General features: G+C 51.1%; 16 protein-coding genes. 7 read left to right on the forward strand and 9 right to left on the reverse strand.

Annotated elements, in window-relative coordinates:
- Window positions 1–364 precede the first annotated feature (364 nt).
- From TH63_RS17970 to TH63_RS17995, 5 genes are all read right to left on the reverse strand, one after another.
- Window positions 365–3907 (reverse strand): IPT/TIG domain-containing protein, encoded by a 3543-nt coding sequence (locus TH63_RS17970; RefSeq protein WP_082161782.1) that lies wholly within the window; start codon window positions 3905–3907, stop codon window positions 365–367.
- Window positions 3908–4313: 406 nt separating this feature from the next.
- Entirely contained in the window at window positions 4314–5009 is a 696-nt protein-coding gene (locus TH63_RS17980) for a metallophosphoesterase family protein (protein WP_048922165.1), read from the reverse strand.
- A gap of 143 nt (window positions 5010–5152) precedes the next feature.
- Window positions 5153–5395 (reverse strand): hypothetical protein, encoded by a 243-nt coding sequence (locus TH63_RS17985; RefSeq protein WP_048922166.1) that lies wholly within the window; start codon window positions 5393–5395, stop codon window positions 5153–5155.
- Window positions 5396–5448: 53 nt separating this feature from the next.
- The gene (locus TH63_RS17990) at window positions 5449–5736 is read right to left on the reverse strand and encodes a hypothetical protein (RefSeq protein WP_048922167.1); all 288 of its coding nucleotides are present in this window, start codon (window positions 5734–5736) and stop codon (window positions 5449–5451) included.
- A 65-nt stretch (window positions 5737–5801) separates the two neighbouring features.
- Window positions 5802–6659, reverse strand: coding sequence for an SDR family oxidoreductase (locus tag TH63_RS17995; protein ID WP_048922168.1), 858 nt, complete (start codon window positions 6657–6659; stop codon window positions 5802–5804).
- Between the two features lie 198 nt (window positions 6660–6857).
- Between TH63_RS17995 and TH63_RS18000 the strand changes: the two genes are divergently transcribed.
- The 6 genes from TH63_RS18000 to TH63_RS18025 all read left to right on the forward strand — a co-directional run bounded on the left by TH63_RS18000 (window position 6858) and on the right by TH63_RS18025 (window position 11313).
- On the forward strand, window positions 6858–7118 hold the full coding sequence (locus TH63_RS18000) for a 4a-hydroxytetrahydrobiopterin dehydratase (protein WP_048922169.1): 261 nt from the start codon (window positions 6858–6860) through the stop codon (window positions 7116–7118).
- 105 nt (window positions 7119–7223) lie between these two features.
- Window positions 7224–7913, forward strand: coding sequence for a 16S rRNA (cytidine(1402)-2'-O)-methyltransferase (gene rsmI, locus TH63_RS18005; RefSeq protein ID WP_048922170.1), 690 nt, complete (start codon window positions 7224–7226; stop codon window positions 7911–7913).
- A complete protein-coding gene (gene lnt, locus TH63_RS18010) occupies window positions 7885–9519 on the forward strand; it encodes an apolipoprotein N-acyltransferase (RefSeq protein ID WP_231583506.1) in 1635 nt (544 codons plus the stop codon). Before rsmI ends, lnt begins: the two co-directional genes overlap by 29 nt.
- A 42-nt stretch (window positions 9520–9561) precedes the next feature.
- Window positions 9562–10392, forward strand: a complete 831-nt coding sequence (locus TH63_RS18015; RefSeq protein ID WP_048922172.1) for an inositol monophosphatase family protein — start codon at window positions 9562–9564, stop codon at window positions 10390–10392.
- Window positions 10393–10534: 142 nt separating this feature from the next.
- Window positions 10535–10723 (forward strand): hypothetical protein, encoded by a 189-nt coding sequence (locus TH63_RS18020; protein WP_048922173.1) that lies wholly within the window; start codon window positions 10535–10537, stop codon window positions 10721–10723.
- 251 nt (window positions 10724–10974) lie between these two features.
- A complete protein-coding gene (locus TH63_RS18025; RefSeq protein WP_048922174.1) occupies window positions 10975–11313 on the forward strand; it encodes a hypothetical protein in 339 nt (112 codons plus the stop codon).
- A gap of 38 nt (window positions 11314–11351) precedes the next feature.
- On the opposite strand, the gene TH63_RS18030 is transcribed toward TH63_RS18025, so the two are convergent.
- From TH63_RS18030 to radA, 4 genes are all read right to left on the reverse strand, one after another.
- Window positions 11352–12359, reverse strand: a complete 1008-nt coding sequence (locus TH63_RS18030; RefSeq protein WP_076606536.1) for a mechanosensitive ion channel family protein — start codon at window positions 12357–12359, stop codon at window positions 11352–11354.
- A 161-nt stretch (window positions 12360–12520) separates the two neighbouring features.
- Window positions 12521–13546 carry an SPASM domain-containing protein gene (locus TH63_RS18035; protein ID WP_048922175.1) on the reverse strand — a complete coding sequence of 342 codons (1026 nt, stop codon included), beginning with the start codon at window positions 13544–13546 and terminating at the stop codon, window positions 12521–12523.
- A 124-nt stretch (window positions 13547–13670) separates the two neighbouring features.
- Complete coding sequence (locus tag TH63_RS18040) at window positions 13671–15113, reverse strand: peroxiredoxin family protein (protein ID WP_048922176.1); 1443 nt, start codon at window positions 15111–15113, stop codon at window positions 13671–13673.
- A 91-nt stretch (window positions 15114–15204) separates the two neighbouring features.
- Window positions 15205–16584, reverse strand: a complete 1380-nt coding sequence (gene radA, locus TH63_RS18045) for a DNA repair protein RadA (protein ID WP_048922962.1) — start codon at window positions 16582–16584, stop codon at window positions 15205–15207.
- 226 nt (window positions 16585–16810) lie between these two features.
- Between radA and TH63_RS18050 the strand changes: the two genes are divergently transcribed.
- Complete coding sequence (locus TH63_RS18050; RefSeq protein ID WP_197088592.1) at window positions 16811–17257, forward strand: hypothetical protein; 447 nt, start codon at window positions 16811–16813, stop codon at window positions 17255–17257.
- The last annotated feature ends 33 nt before the right edge of the window (window positions 17258–17290 follow it).

Consider the following 17290-nt stretch of genomic DNA (forward strand, 5'->3'; position numbering starts at 1 on the left):
CAATTTTATATACTAATATATGTCATAATTATATATAGGCAAGGGGTTATAGAGTATCTGAGATAAATATTTGGAAAATATAATTGCGTGGTGGAAAGTTTGCTGATTACTGCCCTTCATGCATGTTGTGTATAAGACCGCCTGTTTTTTTAGCTTATAATTTAAAAGATGGGAAGGCGAAGATTAAATAGCTCAGAGGACTTGTAACTTTTCATCTGAGGGAAGGGCTTACTAGAGGAAGTGGGCCCTTGATGAGTTGGCGCTGCGTTTGGCTGCTTACTTTGTTGAAGAGCTTGTTTGATGATTTTGAACATAAAAAAAGGGGAAGCATTTGCTTCCCCTTTTTTTATGGCTAGTGAGTAACCTATTGTTTAATCACACGTGCTGTGGTTACCTGGCCATTTAACTCTGTAGTCAGGATGTAAATACCAGAGCTTAAAGACGAGTTGTTTAATGGAAGTTCAACTGTTGATACTCCGCTTTCAACTGTAAATGTTTGCTCAAAAGCCTTTTTGCCGGTTACGTAGTAAAGTACTACTGTGAGTTCACCAGCTTTGGCAGCGTCTACTTCCACGTTCAGGTTCTGAACAAAAGGATTTGGATAAACCTTTACCTGAGCATTAGAAGGTTCGGTTACGGCTTTGTTAACAGCAATTACTTTGCTCAGTTCAGAGGCACCATCTAGGTCAACTTGCTTTAAGCGGTAGTACGTTACTGGGGCTTTTGGAGTACGATTTATGAATTCATAAGACTGTACTACTGAGCTGTTAGTTACTTTGCTGTCTACGCGTCCAATCGTTACGAAACCTTCTTTGGTAGGATTAGCACTTGTCTGCACTTCAAAATAAGCGTTATCTTTTTCAGAAGCAGTTTTCCAGGTAAGGATAATGCCTTTAGAAGTTCCTTTACCAGCGAAGTCCATTAACTCTACAGGAAGCGGCTCTGGCTCAAGTACGGTGAAAGGTGCACTTGCTTCACCGCCTAACGTTGTTACCGTCATTGGGCCTGAGGTGGCGCCAGTTGGCACGTTCATGGTAATGGTATTCGCATCTAGGTTTTCAAAAGTAGATACAGCAGTCCCATTGAAAGCAATGGCGGTGATGTCTTTCAGGTTTGATCCTTTAACAGTCACCTTAGTTCCAACTAAACCAGAATTTGGGGATAAAGAAGTTATAGTTGGTCCTACATAGAACATGGCTTGAGCTTCTCCTCCTGCGGTTGTAACCACCAACGGGCCTGAGGTGGCTCCCGCAGGTACCTTCACTTGCAGGTTGTTGGCGTCGATTTCACCAAACTCAAGGGCGGTGGTCCCGTTGAAAGTGATGCTTGTGGGGTTGCTTAGGTTAGTTCCTGTGATCCTCACAATAGTGCCTACCGGCCCGGAGGAAGGGGAAAGCGAGGTAATGGTTGGCGCAGGAGGAAGGACAGTAAAGAGAGAAGTGCTTTCTACTACAATCACTCCTTCGTCATTATCAATTGCGATCTTACCAGTCACCGCGTTTACTGGCACGTAGCCTGTGATCACGGTGCCTTCTGGCTTGGTGGGGTCTGGGTTTACCACGATATCGTCGGCGTACGTATAGTTTCCGAATTGATCAGTGAACATAAGTCCTGCATTAGCAGAGAAATCAGTGCCAGTTACAGTTACCAGCGTGCCCACCGGGCCACGGTCTGGGGTAAAGGAGGTTATGGAGGTAGCTACAGAGTAAGTAATGCTAGCTTCTCCACCTGCGGTTGTAACCACCAACGGGCCTGAGGTGGCTCCCGCAGGTACCTTCACTTGCAGGTTGTTGGCGTCGATTTCACCAAACTCAAGGGCGGTGGTCCCGTTGAAAGTGATGCTTGTGGGGTTGCTCAAGTTGGTTCCTGTGATCCTCACAATAGTGCCTACCGGCCCGGAGGATGGGGAAAGCGAGGTAATGGTTGGTGCAGGAGGCGTTACAGTAAATAAGGTTACACTTTCTTCTACAATGTTGCCCTCATCATCATCAATGGCGATCTTGCCGGTCACCGCATTAACTGGTACGTAGCCTGAGATCACCGTGCCTGCTGGCTTAGAAGGGTCCGGGTTTACCACGATATCGTCGGCGTAGGTGTAGTTTCCGAACTGGTCAGTGAAGAGAAGTCCTGCATTTGCAGAGAAATTGCTGCCGGTTACAGTTACCAGCGTGCCCACCGGGCCACGGTCTGGGGTAATAGAGGTAATAGAAGCTCCCAGAACAGTAAAGTTTACTTGTGCAGATCCGCCGGCGGTGGTAACCACTAATGGGCCGGTGGAGGCATTGGTAGGAACAATTACTCTCACCTCATTACTATTGATAGCCATTACTTCTGTAGCGATGGTGCCATTAAAGGTAATGCTTTGTAATCCATTCAGATTAGAGCCAAGGATAGTTACCTCTGCACCTATTGGTCCAGAAGACGGGCTAATGGAAGTAATGATGGGAGATGGAACCACTACTGTGAAATCTGTCTGGGCTGAACCACCTAAAGTGGTAACCACTAGTTTTCCAGCACCGTTTGCCGCACCACTAGGTACTTTAACTGTAATTTTAGTTTTGCTCTCTAAAGTATACTCAGAAGCAACCTGGCCATTTATGGAGATGCTTTGGAAATTATCAAGGTTCGTTCCATTTACAGTTACAACTGTTCCAATAGGACCAGAAGTGGGGTCAATGGAGCTAATGGTAGGGGCTGGGATAATGGTAAAGTCGTTTGCACTAGAAGTAGTCTCATTGCTGCTAACCTTAACAGTTATCTTACCAGTAACTGCACCAGAAGGTACTTTTACTGTGATTCTGCTGTCATTAACAATTGTTAAAGTGCTGCTTTTCAAGCTAGGGTTGAAAAGGACTTCAGTGGTGTTGATTAAGTTCGAGCCATAAATATCTACCGTGGTTCCGATTCCACCAGAGGTTGGAGTAAAGGAATCTATTACGGCCGGCAGAATTACACCATTACCTGATAGGTTTACAGCGAAATTTCCTTCATCACTGTCATTGTTAGCTATAACGATTGATGCAGTCTTAGTAAAAATGGCATTTGGTTTAAATGCTACTCTGAAGGACGTTTGTTCGTTTGGCTGAAGAGTGGATGCCGTTGGCTGGGTAACTATTTCAAATTGCCCAGCAGGGTTTTCACTTGTAATGGCTAGAGGAGTTGAGATAACTAGCGGTTCTGACCCAACATTTTTGATGTAGAAGGTAGTGGGGCTGCTAGTTGTATTAGCATTTTGTGGTGCAAAAGTATAGGTGCTCCCGCTATTCATGGCGTTAGAACCAGCCAAAACTTCAATTTCAGGGCTAGTAGTTCTTTTTGTTACTACCACCTGGTCCAGATAAAGGGGGATAGTACTTGAAGCAATGCTTGTCAATCTAAAGCGCACTACCCTGGTTTCAGCTTTTGGCGTAGCCAAACCTGGTACAGATCCTCCCGGGGAACTTCCAGTGAATGGGGGTAATGTCGTCATGGTTGACCAAGGTCCGGCCGTTGTTTCGGCCTCTTCTACTATAAAGTTACCGCTAAAGGCGCTTCCACTCTTAGTGTTATAAAGAAAGGTAACTTTTTCAGGAGAATCACTAAATACGATTTGAATTTGGTCTCCCGGAGAGTCAAAAGAAGCGGCGCCAGTTTGGGTCGTGTTAGAGGCATCTGGAACTGCACCATTGCTTAGGTTAATCTTATTAGGATCTCCAGCCAATCCACTTTGTGACCAACCTGTCTTTGTCGGTGTTAATGTATTTAATGTACTCCAAGGTCCATTGTGGTTTGTCGGCAAAGATGTAGTAGACTGTGCCTGCGTCTTCAGTGCGGGGGTAGCACTTAGTAAAACCAAGACTAAAAATAGCCAGATTCTGCTTGCCCTACTTTCCCCGGAAGACATTCTTCTGAGTAAATTTTTCTCCATAACGCTACTTTAAAATTGATGAACTGTTTTTTTTCTGGGTTAACTATAAAATATTGGTCAATACTTATTTATGGGTATTTTGCAATAAAGCTCTCTTATAAAAATAGTAATATTAAATAATATATTTATATTTTTTAAGAACGCTCATTTTGGGGCATTCCCATACGGGTAAAATTACAATAAAGTTTAAGATTCTAAGATATTATTTTATAAATTTTTAAGTATTAAGGCGACGGTACTGCTGCGGAGGAATAATATATAAATGGCCTAATATTTGAAGAAGCGCCCCGTAGCCTAGTTATAATGCTAAAGATGAGCCTATGGATTAAATGGAGGGATTGCGTTAAATAGGAAAATATGAAGGAAGGTTTTTGGAGGTCTAAAAAGAAGGACAATTATCAGAACATTACTTAGTCTTAATGGAATAAGGCTCTTCGGTATTTTGCAAAAATAATAGTGCTAAAGTGTCTAGGTTAAGGGCGCACAACTGGCCAAACTCTTGATTCTTATAATACACGCAACCGGCATCAAGGTTAATGGCTGGCCGCTTCCTGCTGACCGCTTGCTCAATGCTTGCTCTTGGGATAGGGAGATGCCCGTGCAGTAGTCTTCTCTCTCCTAATTTGGCCAGCGAAGGCTGCATGCGTTTGGTGTTGAGCAGTACAAAGTTATTGGTTAAGAAAGGGTTGGAAAGAGAGAAGTCCAGGCCGGCGTGCACCAACACGTAATCATCTAGCAAAGCCATAAGCGGAAGCGACCTGATAAAGGAGATATAGGCTGGGTCAATGTCTTGAAAGGAGGCTACCCCAAAATTCTGCAGGGTATTCTGCTTGTCTTCCGGCGTAAGCCAAACGGTATGCTCCCCTTTGGCTATGGCATCTAACAATAGTTGGTCATGGTTGCCGCGCAGGCAGGTAAGCCGGAAGCCTTGTTTCTGCAGGGAAAAGATATAGTCCAGCACTCCTTTGCTGTTGGGGCCTTTGTTAATATAATCGCCTAAGAGATAGAGGTGGTCCTGGGGCTGAAGCTGGATAACCTGCTCCACCATTTTTTGGAAGGTAACAAGACAACCATGAATATCAAAGATGGCATACCGGGCCATAGGGGAAAGCGTTAAGTAAAAGTCAAAAAAAGGTGTACGGTTAGGAATCAGAGCTGTTTCCAGGCATCATCTATCCAGTAAGGGTAAAATAAAAAAGGCACCTCCCGTAAAGAAGGTGCCTTTTCATTTATAGGGAAACCAAATCAGGAACCGCCATAGCCTGGCTTGTCAATGTTTGGTTTATTGGTGTTTCGGTTGGGGTGGGTGCGGGCCTCCGGAACCGGACGCTCCTGATCATCCAGGTGCTTGGCTACCAGTTCTTCCGCGCGGTCAATGGCCTCTGGTCCGCCGGTGGTTTTGGCGCCGGCTTTGTCATCGCCTCTGTTGGCGGGTCCGCCCTTTTGAGACTTAGAGTCCTGGTTGGTGTTATTGCTTTTATATGGCATGAGTTCCTCCTTTTTAAGTTAGTTCAACATATCATTTATCACTCGTCACTAGATCACGTGCCGCGGCCTTCTTCCTCGGTGCGCATGTTGTCTGCCGGATGCTCGGTGCTGTCAGCGTCTTCGTTTACGCTCACAGATGAAGGTCCGTCTGAAGAGTCTGAGCCGTAGCCTTCCTTACCATCCCGGTTCCCGAAACCGCCGCGCTGGGCTTCATTCTTGGGCGGATCTGCGCCCGGGATAATATGTCCAGCCATCATGTCTTCCATGTTGGTACTGGTATCGTCAATCACCCGTACCGGACGGTCATGTCCGTTAGGGTGCGCTTTATTGTCAGTTGCCATAGGCGTTGGGGTTAGGTTGAAAATTGTACCCTTGTTTACTGTTTTCCACGTGGAAAGGTTAAGGCCTATCCGTTGATCATCTCACCGCCATTCACGTGAATGGTCTGCCCGGTAATGTAAGAACCGTCTTCAGAGGCCAGAAACACATAGGCGGGAGCCACCTCTGAGGGTTGACCCAGGCGGCCCATGGGCTGGTCTTGCCCAAACTTACCTACTTCTTCCAGCGTGGCCGGAATCAGCGGGGTCCAGATGGGGCCGGGGGCCACGGCGTTCACGCGTATGCCTGCCTTGGCCAGGTTCTGCGAGAGTGACCGGGTAAAGGTGGTTATGGCGCCTTTAGTAGCCGAGTAATCCATTAAGTGCTCAGAACCCCGGTAAGAGGTAATGGAAGTGGTATTGATAATGCTGTCGCCTTTCTGCAAGTGGTCCAGGGCGGCCTGGGCCACAAAGAAAAAGGAGAAGATGTTGGTCCGGAACGTGTTTTCCAACTGCTGGCCAGTAATCTCGCGCAGATCCTGCTTCTCGTGCTGCTCGGCGGCGTTGTTCACTAGGATGTTGAGCCCGCCCAGTTCTTTTACGGCCTGCTTCACGCTGTCCTTGCAGAACTTCTCATCGCGCAGATCGCCGGCAATCAAGACGCATCTGCGGCCTTCTTTCTCCACCATCTTCTGGGTGTCTTTGGCGTCTTTGTCTTCATTGAGGTAGATAATGGCTACGTCGGCGCCCTCGCGGGCGAAATGGACCGCCACGGCCCGACCAATGCCGCTGTCGCCGCCGGTGATCAGGGCTTTCTTGCCTTTGAGCTTTTCGCTGCCCTTGTATTCTTTCCGGATGACGGTAGGCACGGGAATCATTTCATGCTCATTGCCGGGTTGCTGGTCCTGGTGCTGGTCTGGAACTTTCTTCGGTTTCTCGGTTGCCATATACTATATGCTGTTGGTTAAGGATGTGTAATAAGGTGTGCAGGGGCTAGGTGAAAGACTGCCTCCTTTTTACTTAATTGCTCTGGAAGAGATACGTTTTATGGCCGTTTTCCGGAAAAGAGAGTAAAAACACGGAGGCGCGGCAGGCCAGAAAGCAGCCGGCGGCCTTCCTTTTCCTTAGACCAAAACCTACGCTTTATGTGGACCGAAAAAAACAACCATCTCACCCAGTCCTTCAGCTTCAAAGACTTTAAAGAAGCCTTCGCGTTCATGACCGACGTGGCCCAGGTGGCCGAGGAACTCAACCATCACCCGTGGTGGAGCAACGTCTACAACAAGGTAGAGTTCAGGCTCACCACCTATGACGCCGGCACCACCGTTACCCAAAAAGACCACGCGCTGGCCAAAAGGATAAGCGCGCTGGCCGAGCAATACAACGCCAAGCCCGGCAACGACTAGGGCCAGCAAGCGGCAAACCTGTTTTGAGCCTGTTTTCCGGAAAACGTGCCTAAAAGGCGTTTCCTCACTCAGAACTCAGAACTCATTTTTCCCTATCTTTGGCCTATGGCCGAGCCTGCAGAAGAAACCCGCTTATATTTAGTGCCCACGCCCATTGGCAACCTGGAGGATATCACCCTTCGGGCCATCCGTATTCTAAAGGAAGTGGACGTGGTTTTAGCCGAGGATACCCGCACCAGCGGCAAGCTCCTCAACCACCTGGGCATTGACAAGCGCATGCACAGCCACCACCTGCACAATGAGCACAAGGCGGTGGCGCACCTGGTAGAACGCCTGAAAAAGGGCGAGAAAATGGCCATGGTCTCAGACGCCGGCACGCCCGGTATCTCAGACCCCGGCTTTCTGCTGGTAAGGGCCTGCGTGCAGGAAGGTATCAAGATTGAGTGCCTTCCCGGGCCTACCGCCTTTGTGCCAGCCCTGGTGAAATCGGGTTTCAGCACGGATCGGTTCACCTTTGAGGGTTTCCTGCCCATCAAGAAAGGACGGCAGACGCGCCTGCAGAGCCTAGCCCAGGAAGAGCGCACCATGGTTTTCTATGAGTCGCCGCACCGGGTGTTAAAGACGCTGGAGCAATTCAAAGAGGTGTTCGGGCCGGAGCGCATGGTCTCGGTGAGCCGCGAGATAAGTAAACTATTTGAAGAAACGTTGAATGGCACCCTGGCAGAAATGGTGCAGACGTTTACCACTAAAGCCATTAAAGGAGAGTTTGTCATTGTTGTTCAAGGAAGCAAATAACCGTTCTACACTTTCATTGTTGGCGCTGCTGAGCGCTCTGTTGCTGTGGCTGGGCTGGCCCGTGAAACCGGTGGCCTTTTTCCTGTTTGTGGGCTGGGTGCCGTTCCTGCTCATGGAGCAGATCATCTCCAGCCAGAACAAACCCAAAAAGGCGCGTCGGTTCTTCCGGCATGCCTACCTCACGCTGTTGCTCTGGAACATCTTCACGACCTACTGGGTAAGCTATTCCACGCTAGGCGGCGGTATTGCGGCCGTGGTGTTCAATGCGCTCTTTATGATGATGCCCATGATGGCGTTCTATTGGACCAAGCGCGCCGCCGGCCAGATCATTGGCTACGCGAGTTTACCCGTCTACTGGATCGCCTTTGAGCAGTTCCACCTGAACTGGGACCTCAGCTGGCCCTGGCTTACTCTGGGCAACGGCTTTGCCTCCATGCCCAGCTGGGTGCAGTGGTATGAGTACACCGGTTTCCTGGGCGGCTCCGTCTGGATCTGGGTAGTGAACCTCCTAATATTCTTTGCCCTGCAGTCCAGAAAGAAATCCATGGCCCGGTGGTGGGCGCCGGCCGCGGCTATTTTGCTGCCGTTGCTGCTTTCCTTCTGGATTGGCAGCCAATACCAGGAGAAAGGCGAGGCCGCCGAAGTAGTGGTAGTACAACCCAACGTAGACCCCTACCGCGAGAAGTTTGAGGGCGCCGAAGGCTATATTCCGTTTGACCAGCAACTGGCGCGGTTAATCAAACTCTCTGACCAGCAGATCACCCCCAATACCAAATTTGTGCTGTGGCCCGAGACTTCCATCAGTAACGGCCTAAACTGGGAGGAGAATTTTCAGTTCAGCCCCGTGCGGTTGGCCCTGCAGGATTTCCTGGCCCGACACCCCGGCGTAGAACTGGTCTCGGGCATCACCTCGGCTATCCAGTACCCAGACTCCACCAAGAAAAGCGTGACCGCCCGGCGTTACCCGGAAATAGGCTATTATGACGTGTTCAATGCCGGCCTGCATCTGCAGCAAAGCGGTAAATTTGAGTTCTACCATAAATCAAAGCTGGTGCCGGGCGTGGAGAAACTACCCTATCCGGGGCTATTCGGGTTCTTAGGGCCCATGGCCATTGACCTGGGTGGTTCGGTGGGCAGCTACGGCATGCAGGAAGAGCGCTCGGTGTTCCGCCACGCGCAGCACCCCAACCTATCGGGCGCGCCCGTGATCTGCTATGAGTCCATCTACGGCGAGTACGTGAGCGAATACGTGCGGAACGGCGCCAATGCCATCTTCATCATCACCAATGACGCGTGGTGGAGCGACTCGCCGGGCTACAAGCAGCACTTAGAGTACGCCAATCTGCGGGCCATTGAAACCCGGCGCGCGGTGGCCCGTTCGGCTAATACAGGTATCTCGGGCTTTATCAACCAAAAAGGCGAATTGGTGCAGAAATCTGGCTGGTGGGTGCCGGCGGCGCTTAAAGGCGTGATCAGGTTCAACCAGGAGCAGACCTTCTATACCCGTAACGGTGAATATATTGGGCACGGTACCCAGTGGCTGGCCATGGGCTTTGTCTTTATTGCCTTTGTGCTGGGCACCACGCGCCGCAGACCTTTGAAATAAGTAACCCGCCTCTCCTGTGAGAAGCAATTATCCTTAGAACCTATGCAAGACCTTTCCGCCCTCAGAGACCAGGTAGTAAAGCTCACCAGAGAAGTAGGCCAGTTTATCCAGACCGAAGCCGCTCAGTTTGACGTGGCCCGTCTGGAGCACAAAGGTGTCAATGACCTGGTGTCTTACGTAGACAAGGAGGCGGAGAAAATGCTGGTGGCCACTCTGGAGCAACTGCTGCCGGAGGCGGGCTACATCACCGAGGAAGGCACCAAGTCTGAGCAGTCTGAGGAGTACAACTGGATCATTGACCCCCTGGACGGTACCACTAACTTTATTCATAGCCTGCCCATCTATGCCATCAGTATTGCGCTGCAGCAGAAAGACGAGCTGGTTTTGGGCGTAGTATATGACATCTGCCGAGACGAGTGCTACCATGCCATTGCCGGTGGCGGCGCCTTCTGCAACCAGAACCGCATCTCGGTGTCGCAGACCCCAGCTTTGAGCGGCTCGCTTATTGCCACGGGCTTCCCGTACTACAACTTTGACCTGCTGCCCAGCTACCTGAACGTGATGGGCGCCTTCATGCAAAGTTGCCACGGCCTCCGCCGGTTGGGCTCTGCTGCCCTGGACCTGGCCTACGTGGCCTGCGGAAGGTTTGACGGCTACTTTGAATACAATATCAACTCCTATGACGTAGCGGCCGGCGCCCTGCTGGTGCAGGAGGCCGGCGGACAGGTAACCGATTTCAGGGGAGGCAAGGACTACGTGTTTGGCCGGGAGATCTGCGTGAGCAACGGCCCAGCCGTGCAGAAAGAGATGCTGGCCCTCATTGCCCCCTTCTGGAAAACCCAGCAGCCCAGAAACACCGGGGTGGAATTGTAAGCCTGTTTTAAGAAAACCTGTTTTGAGGCTTTTTTCTGTAAAACAGGCTTAAAACAGGTTACCTTTGGTATAGTAGGTGGCAGGAGTAATTGTAGCCCTTGCCTTAAACTATTTCTACCTTTGCCAGCGTTATCCTCTTGTTATGGTACAGGAAATCATTATTCTGCTGATTTTTCTTTTAGCCACTGGCTATGTGTTGCGGCTGGGGTATAAAAGCTTTTTCTCTAAGGACGTGGGCTGCGCGAAAGGCTGCGGAAGCGCCTGCTCCTCAATTGACCTGGAGAAAATTGCCCGGGAGATAGAGGCGTCCAAACGGACCCCTGCCAAATAACATGGCTTCGTCTTACCTTCTCAAGGCATTCTTTCCAAAGGATGCCTTTCTTTTTGCCTTTCCGTTTCAGGGCCGTTTTTCAGAAAACAGGCGCAAAACAGGCCTTCCCTATTTCTGGTACCTGTTGCGTCAGGCCTGGCATCTCCCGTTTGAATATTATTTTTATTGAATATAGCTGGCAACCCGGCGGGGTTTTTACGTATAGCCAACAAATACCCTATAACCCAAAAACAACCCTAATACCTCTGGCTATGCAAGACAAGGAAGAAGAAAGAAGCTTAATCAACGTAGAAGCTCGCCTTAACAAAGAAGGCTATACACATAACTTTAAAGTAACAGATGATAACCGTCTGTGTGTGCTTGACTCAGACAAGTTCTATAACGCTGACCAGGTACGCATTGTAGACTTTTACCGCTTTGAGGGCGAGAGCAACCCAGATGACATGTCTATTCTGTACGCTATTGAAACCAATGACGGCATTAAGGGAACCATCTCTAACTCCTACGGCACCTACGCCGACCAAGGGGTAGATGCTTTCCTGAAGCAGGTAGAGGATATTGGCAAGAACTTAGACAAGAAAGATAAATAGCCTGCCCAAGCAGGGCCAAAAGCCAAAGCGGCCGACGATTATTCGTCGGCCGCTTTTTTTGTGTCTCCTGTTTCCTCGCCTTTCTCCGGAAGGCCTGGGGGAGTTTCTTCCTGGGGGACAATCTCCACTTTCTGGTTCGCCCCCTGAGCCAGCTGCTGATTTGCCTCTTTCAACTCAATGGATAGGTTCTTACCGCCTTTCACCCCAAAGTTGAGGGTGGTGATAGGGAACGGAATCTCAATGTTATGCGTGTCAAAGGCTTTTTTAATGCGCATGATGGCCTCGCTCTTGGCGTAGACAAAGTCGGTCTGGCGTTTGTAACTGATCCAGTAGCGCACCAGAAAGTTGATACTGCTGGCCCCGAACTCCTCATACACCACTTCCACGTCTTTGCCCTCAATCATGTTGGGAATGTCTACCATGGCGGCTTTCACCACTTCCCGTACGCGGTCCAGGTCCTCGGCATAAGAAACCCCTACCTTCAGGTCAATGCGCCGGATGCCGTAGTGCGTGTAATTGATGAGCGCCGACTCAAACACCTTACGGTTAGGCATCTTCACCAGCTCGCCTGTCTGCCTTCTAATGTCTACAGTGCGCAGGTTTATGCGCTCAATAGTCCCGAAATGGTCATTGGTGTCAATCACGTCGCCTACCACAAAGGGCTTTCTAAAGGCGATGATCACCCCCGAGATGAAGTTGGCGGCAATGTCCTGAAACGCGAAACCCAGGGCTAAACCTATGATACCGGCACCCGCCAACAAGGTGGTGACCGTCTTATCCAGTTTAAGAATACTGAGGGTGAAGAAGATGCCCAGCACCATGATGCTGGCGTAGACCGTGGTGCCTACCAGGTTGTTGAGGGCACTGCTATGGGTAAACCTGATGAGCAGTTTGTCTGAGGTGCGGCGCATGAGCCGGGCCGTGATCACAGAAAGGATCAGCACCAGCAGGGCCATGAGCAGGTTAGGCAGCATGAGCACCACGGCTTTTAGCCACAGGTCCATTTTCTGCCATAAAAGTTGGAACGCTTTGTTCAGTTCAATCACGGGTGTGCAAATAGAAAGTCACGTACGGGCATGGTAAATATGGCTTTTGCCGCGCAAAAAACACACATTCACACCTGCCCTGAAAAAGAAGAGACGAAATAAATTTACCCTACATACGAAAGATAGGGAATCCAAGCCACATTAATTGCCAGAGAAAAGCGCTATCCCCAAACTTTAGTGCCTTCTGAGCAATTGCGGCACATCTCTATCTGGGTGCGCCCCTGCAACAGAGAGCCTCTGAATTTTTTATAGCCTTCGCTTTTCCAGAGCTCTTTAAAGGATTGCTGCTGCAGGTTGCCCAGGCGGTAATGCGCGTCTTTGTCAAAGCAGCAGGGCACCACCAGGCCGTCCCAAGTGATCACGCAGGAATGCCACATCTTCCAGCAGCCGTCAATCAGTTTGTTCTTTAGCGAGTACGTGCCGTTGGGCTGGGCCTGGTACCTGCTGTAATAGTCTATGGTAGGGATAAGCGGCGAGCCGTGTTCATGGTCATAGATCTGCGCGGTCTTGAACCAGATGTCATCCACGCCCAGGTCTTTGGCCAGTTGCCGGGCATCCTCAATCTGGTGCTCATTGGGGCGCACCACCAGAAACTGGAAGATAAGGTATGGGGTCCTGGACTTGAGCTCGCGTTTCTGCTCCACTAGCCGCTTGGTGCCTTCCAACACCTTGTCCAGCTTTCCGCCTATGCGGTACTGCTTGTACACCTCCTGGGTGGTACCGTCCAGGGAAATGATAAGGCGGTCCAGGCCAGACTCCACAGTCTTGCGGGCGTTCTCCTCAGAGAGGTAGTGGGCGTTGGTAGAGGTGGCGGTGTAGATGCCTTTTTGAGAGGCGTACTTCACCAAGTCCAGGAACGAAGGATGCAGGTACGGCTCGCCCTGGAAATAAAAGAGCAGGTAAAGCAGGCGGTTGTGCAACTGGTCTATGGTCTGCTTGAACAGGTCATTGGAGAGCATGCCCGTAGGACGGGTGAAGGACCGCAGGCCGCTGGGGCACTCGGGGCAGCGCAGGTTGCAGGAAGTGGTGGGCTCAAAGGAGATGCTCACCGGCGTGCCCCAGTGGCGGGGCTTTTTGGTAAGGCGGGCCAGGGCATAGCTGCTCACTACCTGCAGCACGTTCCAGGCGCGGCGGGGGGTAAGCTTAGATGCCAGGTTCAATCCATCCTGTAAGGTGCCTCGGGTCAAGGGAATTAAATGCTAGAAGTAAAGGTGCGGTGCTGTTTCTCCCTTAAGGGCAGAAGCCGGCAGCTCCAGGCGTTTACGTAAAAGTCCGTTTTAAGCCTGTTTTTCCAAAAGTACGCAAAAAACGCTACTTCCCCTGGCCCTCGCGGTATTTGTCAACGGCGGTGGCCACGTCACGGGCGCCTTCGGCATGGCCGGGGCGGCGGGCATTGGTATTGAACAGGGTACCGTCTGGGGCAATCATGAAATACGCCGGAAAACTTTTCACGTCATAGTCCTTCAGGATCTGGGCCGAAAGGTCTGGCGCGTACAGCTGCACACCCGGGTATTTGTTCTGGGCCACCGTTTTTTTCCAGGTGGCCAGGTCCTCGCCCACAGACACCTGCAGCAACACAATGTCTTTGGCGGCCAGTTGCTGCGCGAAATACTTGTAGGCCTGCTGGTCTACCGTGCAAATGCCGCAGTGGGTGCGCCAGAAGCCCAGGTACACAATCTTGCCCTTGTATTTATCCAGAGAAACGCTGTCGCCGGCGGCGGAAAGGAGTTTGAAGGCAGGAGCCGTGGTGCCCAAGCCCACCCTTCTGAACTGCTTGTATTGGTCTTTCACGTAGCTCACGTAAGTAGGCTGTTTGGCCTCTTTCAGAAAGTCAAGGTACATGGCATCTGCATCTGGCACGTAGCCAAACCTAAACGCCTGCGACACCACGCGGGACAGCATCATCTCGCGGGGAACGCCTTTCAGTTCTTTTTTAGCCAGGGCATATAAGGTGGGGTAGAAATCGCGGCCCAGGTTGTTGGGCTGCTCCTTTAGGGCTTTGAACTGGAAATAGTTATTCAGGAAATCAAGGTAGGCCTGGCTTCTGATGGCACCTGCCTCATTCACGTCTACCTTGGCGAGAAAGTCATAGTAGGTAGGGGAAAGCTGCGGCGGCAGGTCACCCACGCGCTTGCGCACGTCTACATAGGTGAGGCGGTCATTGGCGTAGGTGAACTCAATCTGGGCCTTGGCGTACCCCTTGAACTCCTCAGACACCTTCTTGTTTTTCAGGAACTTCTCCAAAAACGCGTACTGGTCTTCGCGCCGCTCCTCCAGAAACTGGAGGAACTCCTTTTCCCGTTTATGGATGTTCTCTGGCAGCACCTGGTAATCTTCCTCTTCCTCAAACTTCTTCTCAAACTGCAGCAGGAAGTTATTCTCGTCAAACCCTTTTCCCTTTATCTTGATACTGGAGATAAAATCCTCGGCCTCTACGCGCACGTCCAGGGCATCGCCGGGCTGCAGGTACAACATCACCGACTCCGGCCCATGTACCAGCTCTCCCAGCATGGCCTCCCCCACGGGCGCCTTGATGGTAAACTCCCCTTTATCTGACAATGCCACCGTATGAGACACCCCAGAATAAGAGGCGGGCACCGTGTAGAGTTCCAGCAAAACGCTGTCACTGACCGGGTTAGAAACCCGGCCTGTAATGGTGACCGTATTCTGGGCCCAGACCGATGTAGCCGGGACTACGCTTAACACCAAAGAAAAAAGAAATGCGGGGGAAAGGGTTTTTAAAGTAAACGTCATGGCATGCAGGGATAATAATTAAGGGGAACTTCTTTTTTATATAGGAATGGTACTGTAACGCCAAAGTGCAAAAAAAGAGTTCAAACAGACCTTAGCCAAACAACCCACTGAACACCTCCTCTAAACGGCTGGCCGCATGAATTCTGATGTTAAACCGGCTCAGGTCCACCCCTTTCTTGTTGTACTTTGAAATATAAATATCCTGGAAACCGAGCTTTTCGGCCTCTGAGATGCGTTGTTCTATGCGGTGTACCGCCCGTACCTCGCCCCCCAGGCCCACCTCAGCGGCAAAGCAGGAGGTGTGCGGTATAGCGATGTCCTCAAACGAGGACAGCATGGCGGCGCAGATGGCCAGATCCAGGGCGGGGTCCTCTACCTTTAGGCCGCCGGCAATGTTCAGGAACACGTCCTGGGTACCCATTTTAAAGCCCCCGCGTTTCTCCAGCACGGCCAGCAGCATGTTCAGGCGTTTCACGTCAAACCCCGTGGAGCTGCGTTGCGGCGTACCGTAGGTGGCGGGCGTGACCAGGCTCTGCACCTCAATTAATAAGGGTCGGTTGCCTTCCATGGTGCCGCCAATGGTAATGCCACTGAAGGACTCTTCGCGCTGCGAAATCAGGATTTCAGATGGGTTGCTTACTTCCCGCAGGCCAGTGCCCAGCATTTCATAGATACCTAGTTCAGACGTGCTCCCGAAGCGGTTTTTGGTGGTGCGCAGAATGCGGTAGGTCATGTGGCGGTCGCCTTCAAAAGTCAACACGGTGTCTACCATGTGCTCCAGAATCTTAGGCCCGGCCAGGCTGCCTTCTTTGGTGATATGCCCGATCAAAAACACCGGCGTGCCGCTCTCCTTTGCGAACTTGAGCAATTCGGCGGTACACTCGCGCACCTGCGCCACACTACCCGCCCCGCTTTCAATAAAGGAAGAATGCAGCGTCTGAATGGAGTCCACGATCAAGACATCTGGCTGGAGCTGTTCAATCTGCTTGAAGATGTTCTGGGTGCCGGTCTCGGTTAAGATAAAGCAGTTGGGGTGTTGGGCGCCCAGGCGTTCGGCGCGCATCTTGATCTGCTGCTCGCTTTCCTCGCCAGAGATATAAAGCACCCTTTGGGCGCGCAGACTCAGGGCAATCTGCAGCATGAGCGTAGACTTGCCAATGCCCGGCTCGCCGCCGATCAGTACCATGGAGCCCGGCACGATGCCGCCCCCCAGCACGCGGTTCAGTTCGGCGTCAGTGGTTTCAATGCGGGCCTGCTCTGAGTAGGTAATATCATTGATAGCCTTGGGTTTGCTGGCCACCTGCTGGCTGCTGGTGCCCACTTTCCAGGCGCTGGTAGGAGTGACGTCCTCGCGCAACAGAACTTCCTCTACGTAGGTATTCCATTCGCCGCAGGCGGGGCACTTGCCTATCCATTTAGCCGATTGGGCGCCGCAGCTCTGGCAGAAATATGCTGTTTTGATTTTAGCCATAAAATAAATTTTTCCGTGCTGCGCCTGCCGCAAAAGAATGAAAGGTGAGGGCTTGCGGCCTTGGCAGACAGCCACAGACGTAACAACTTCTGGCGGGTAAATGGTCCGTTTTACGCCTGTTTTCTCAAAAATAACCTAAAAATACAGTTTGCCTAGATAAATTTTCGGCCGCCGGGGTATTGTTCTCGTTTTTAGGATTATAGCCTTACTTTCTAAACACATGAAGATGCCCAGGATAGCTTTTTCTTATATTCTTTTAAGCTTGCTTACTGTCTGGTTGTTCAGTTGCCAGACCGCCGCCCCGGCGGGCTCAGCCCCGGCAGAAAGCGCAGCCACCACCACAGAAGACTCCACCGAAGCCCCTATTCCAAGACTTTCGCCCAAGCGGGTAGACATACGCGGGTACATCACGCAGCGGGAGTACAACCAGGGGCAGGTGGTCATCTTTGTAGAGGGCACGCTGGACCAAGACTCGCAGTTCAGCCGGGCGCTGGTTCTGGTGACCCCTATTACGCAAGTCATTGGGCCGGACGGGAAAAGCCGTACGCTGAGCGAGCTGGCCATAGGGCAGTACGTGTCCATTCTGTTCCGGGGACGGTTTAGGCAGGGAGCCGGTTTTTCGGCGCAAGCCACGGCCCGCAAACTTTGGATAGAGGCCTCAGAGAATGAGTAACTTCTGTTTTACCCCTGATTTTAGGAAAACGGG

The sequence above is a fragment of the Rufibacter radiotolerans genome (assembly GCF_001078055.1).
In the GTDB taxonomy this organism is placed as follows: Bacteria; Bacteroidota; Bacteroidia; order Cytophagales; family Hymenobacteraceae; genus Nibribacter; species Nibribacter radiotolerans.

Bases quoted from the DNA above. Each gene is read 5' to 3' on its own strand.
- TH63_RS17970 (WP_082161782.1), bottom strand. From the start codon at position 3,907: ATGGAGAAAAATTTACTCAGAAGAATGTCTTCCGGGGAAAGTAGGGCA.
- TH63_RS17980 (WP_048922165.1), bottom strand. From the start codon at position 5,009: ATGGCCCGGTATGCCATCTTTGATATTCATGGTTGTCTTGTTACCTTC.
- TH63_RS17985 (WP_048922166.1), bottom strand. From the start codon at position 5,395: ATGCCATATAAAAGCAATAACACCAACCAGGACTCTAAGTCTCAAAAG.
- TH63_RS17990 (WP_048922167.1), bottom strand. From the start codon at position 5,736: ATGGCAACTGACAATAAAGCGCACCCTAACGGACATGACCGTCCGGTA.
- TH63_RS17995 (WP_048922168.1), bottom strand. From the start codon at position 6,659: ATGGCAACCGAGAAACCGAAGAAAGTTCCAGACCAGCACCAGGACCAG.
- TH63_RS18000 (WP_048922169.1), top strand. From the start codon at position 6,858: ATGTGGACCGAAAAAAACAACCATCTCACCCAGTCCTTCAGCTTCAAA.
- rsmI (WP_048922170.1), top strand. From the start codon at position 7,224: ATGGCCGAGCCTGCAGAAGAAACCCGCTTATATTTAGTGCCCACGCCC.
- TH63_RS18015 (WP_048922172.1), top strand. From the start codon at position 9,562: ATGCAAGACCTTTCCGCCCTCAGAGACCAGGTAGTAAAGCTCACCAGA.
- TH63_RS18020 (WP_048922173.1), top strand. From the start codon at position 10,535: ATGGTACAGGAAATCATTATTCTGCTGATTTTTCTTTTAGCCACTGGC.
- TH63_RS18025 (WP_048922174.1), top strand. From the start codon at position 10,975: ATGCAAGACAAGGAAGAAGAAAGAAGCTTAATCAACGTAGAAGCTCGC.
- TH63_RS18040 (WP_048922176.1), bottom strand. From the start codon at position 15,113: ATGACGTTTACTTTAAAAACCCTTTCCCCCGCATTTCTTTTTTCTTTG.
- radA (WP_048922962.1), bottom strand. From the start codon at position 16,584: ATGGCTAAAATCAAAACAGCATATTTCTGCCAGAGCTGCGGCGCCCAA.
- TH63_RS18050 (WP_197088592.1), top strand. From the start codon at position 16,811: ATGCCCAGGATAGCTTTTTCTTATATTCTTTTAAGCTTGCTTACTGTC.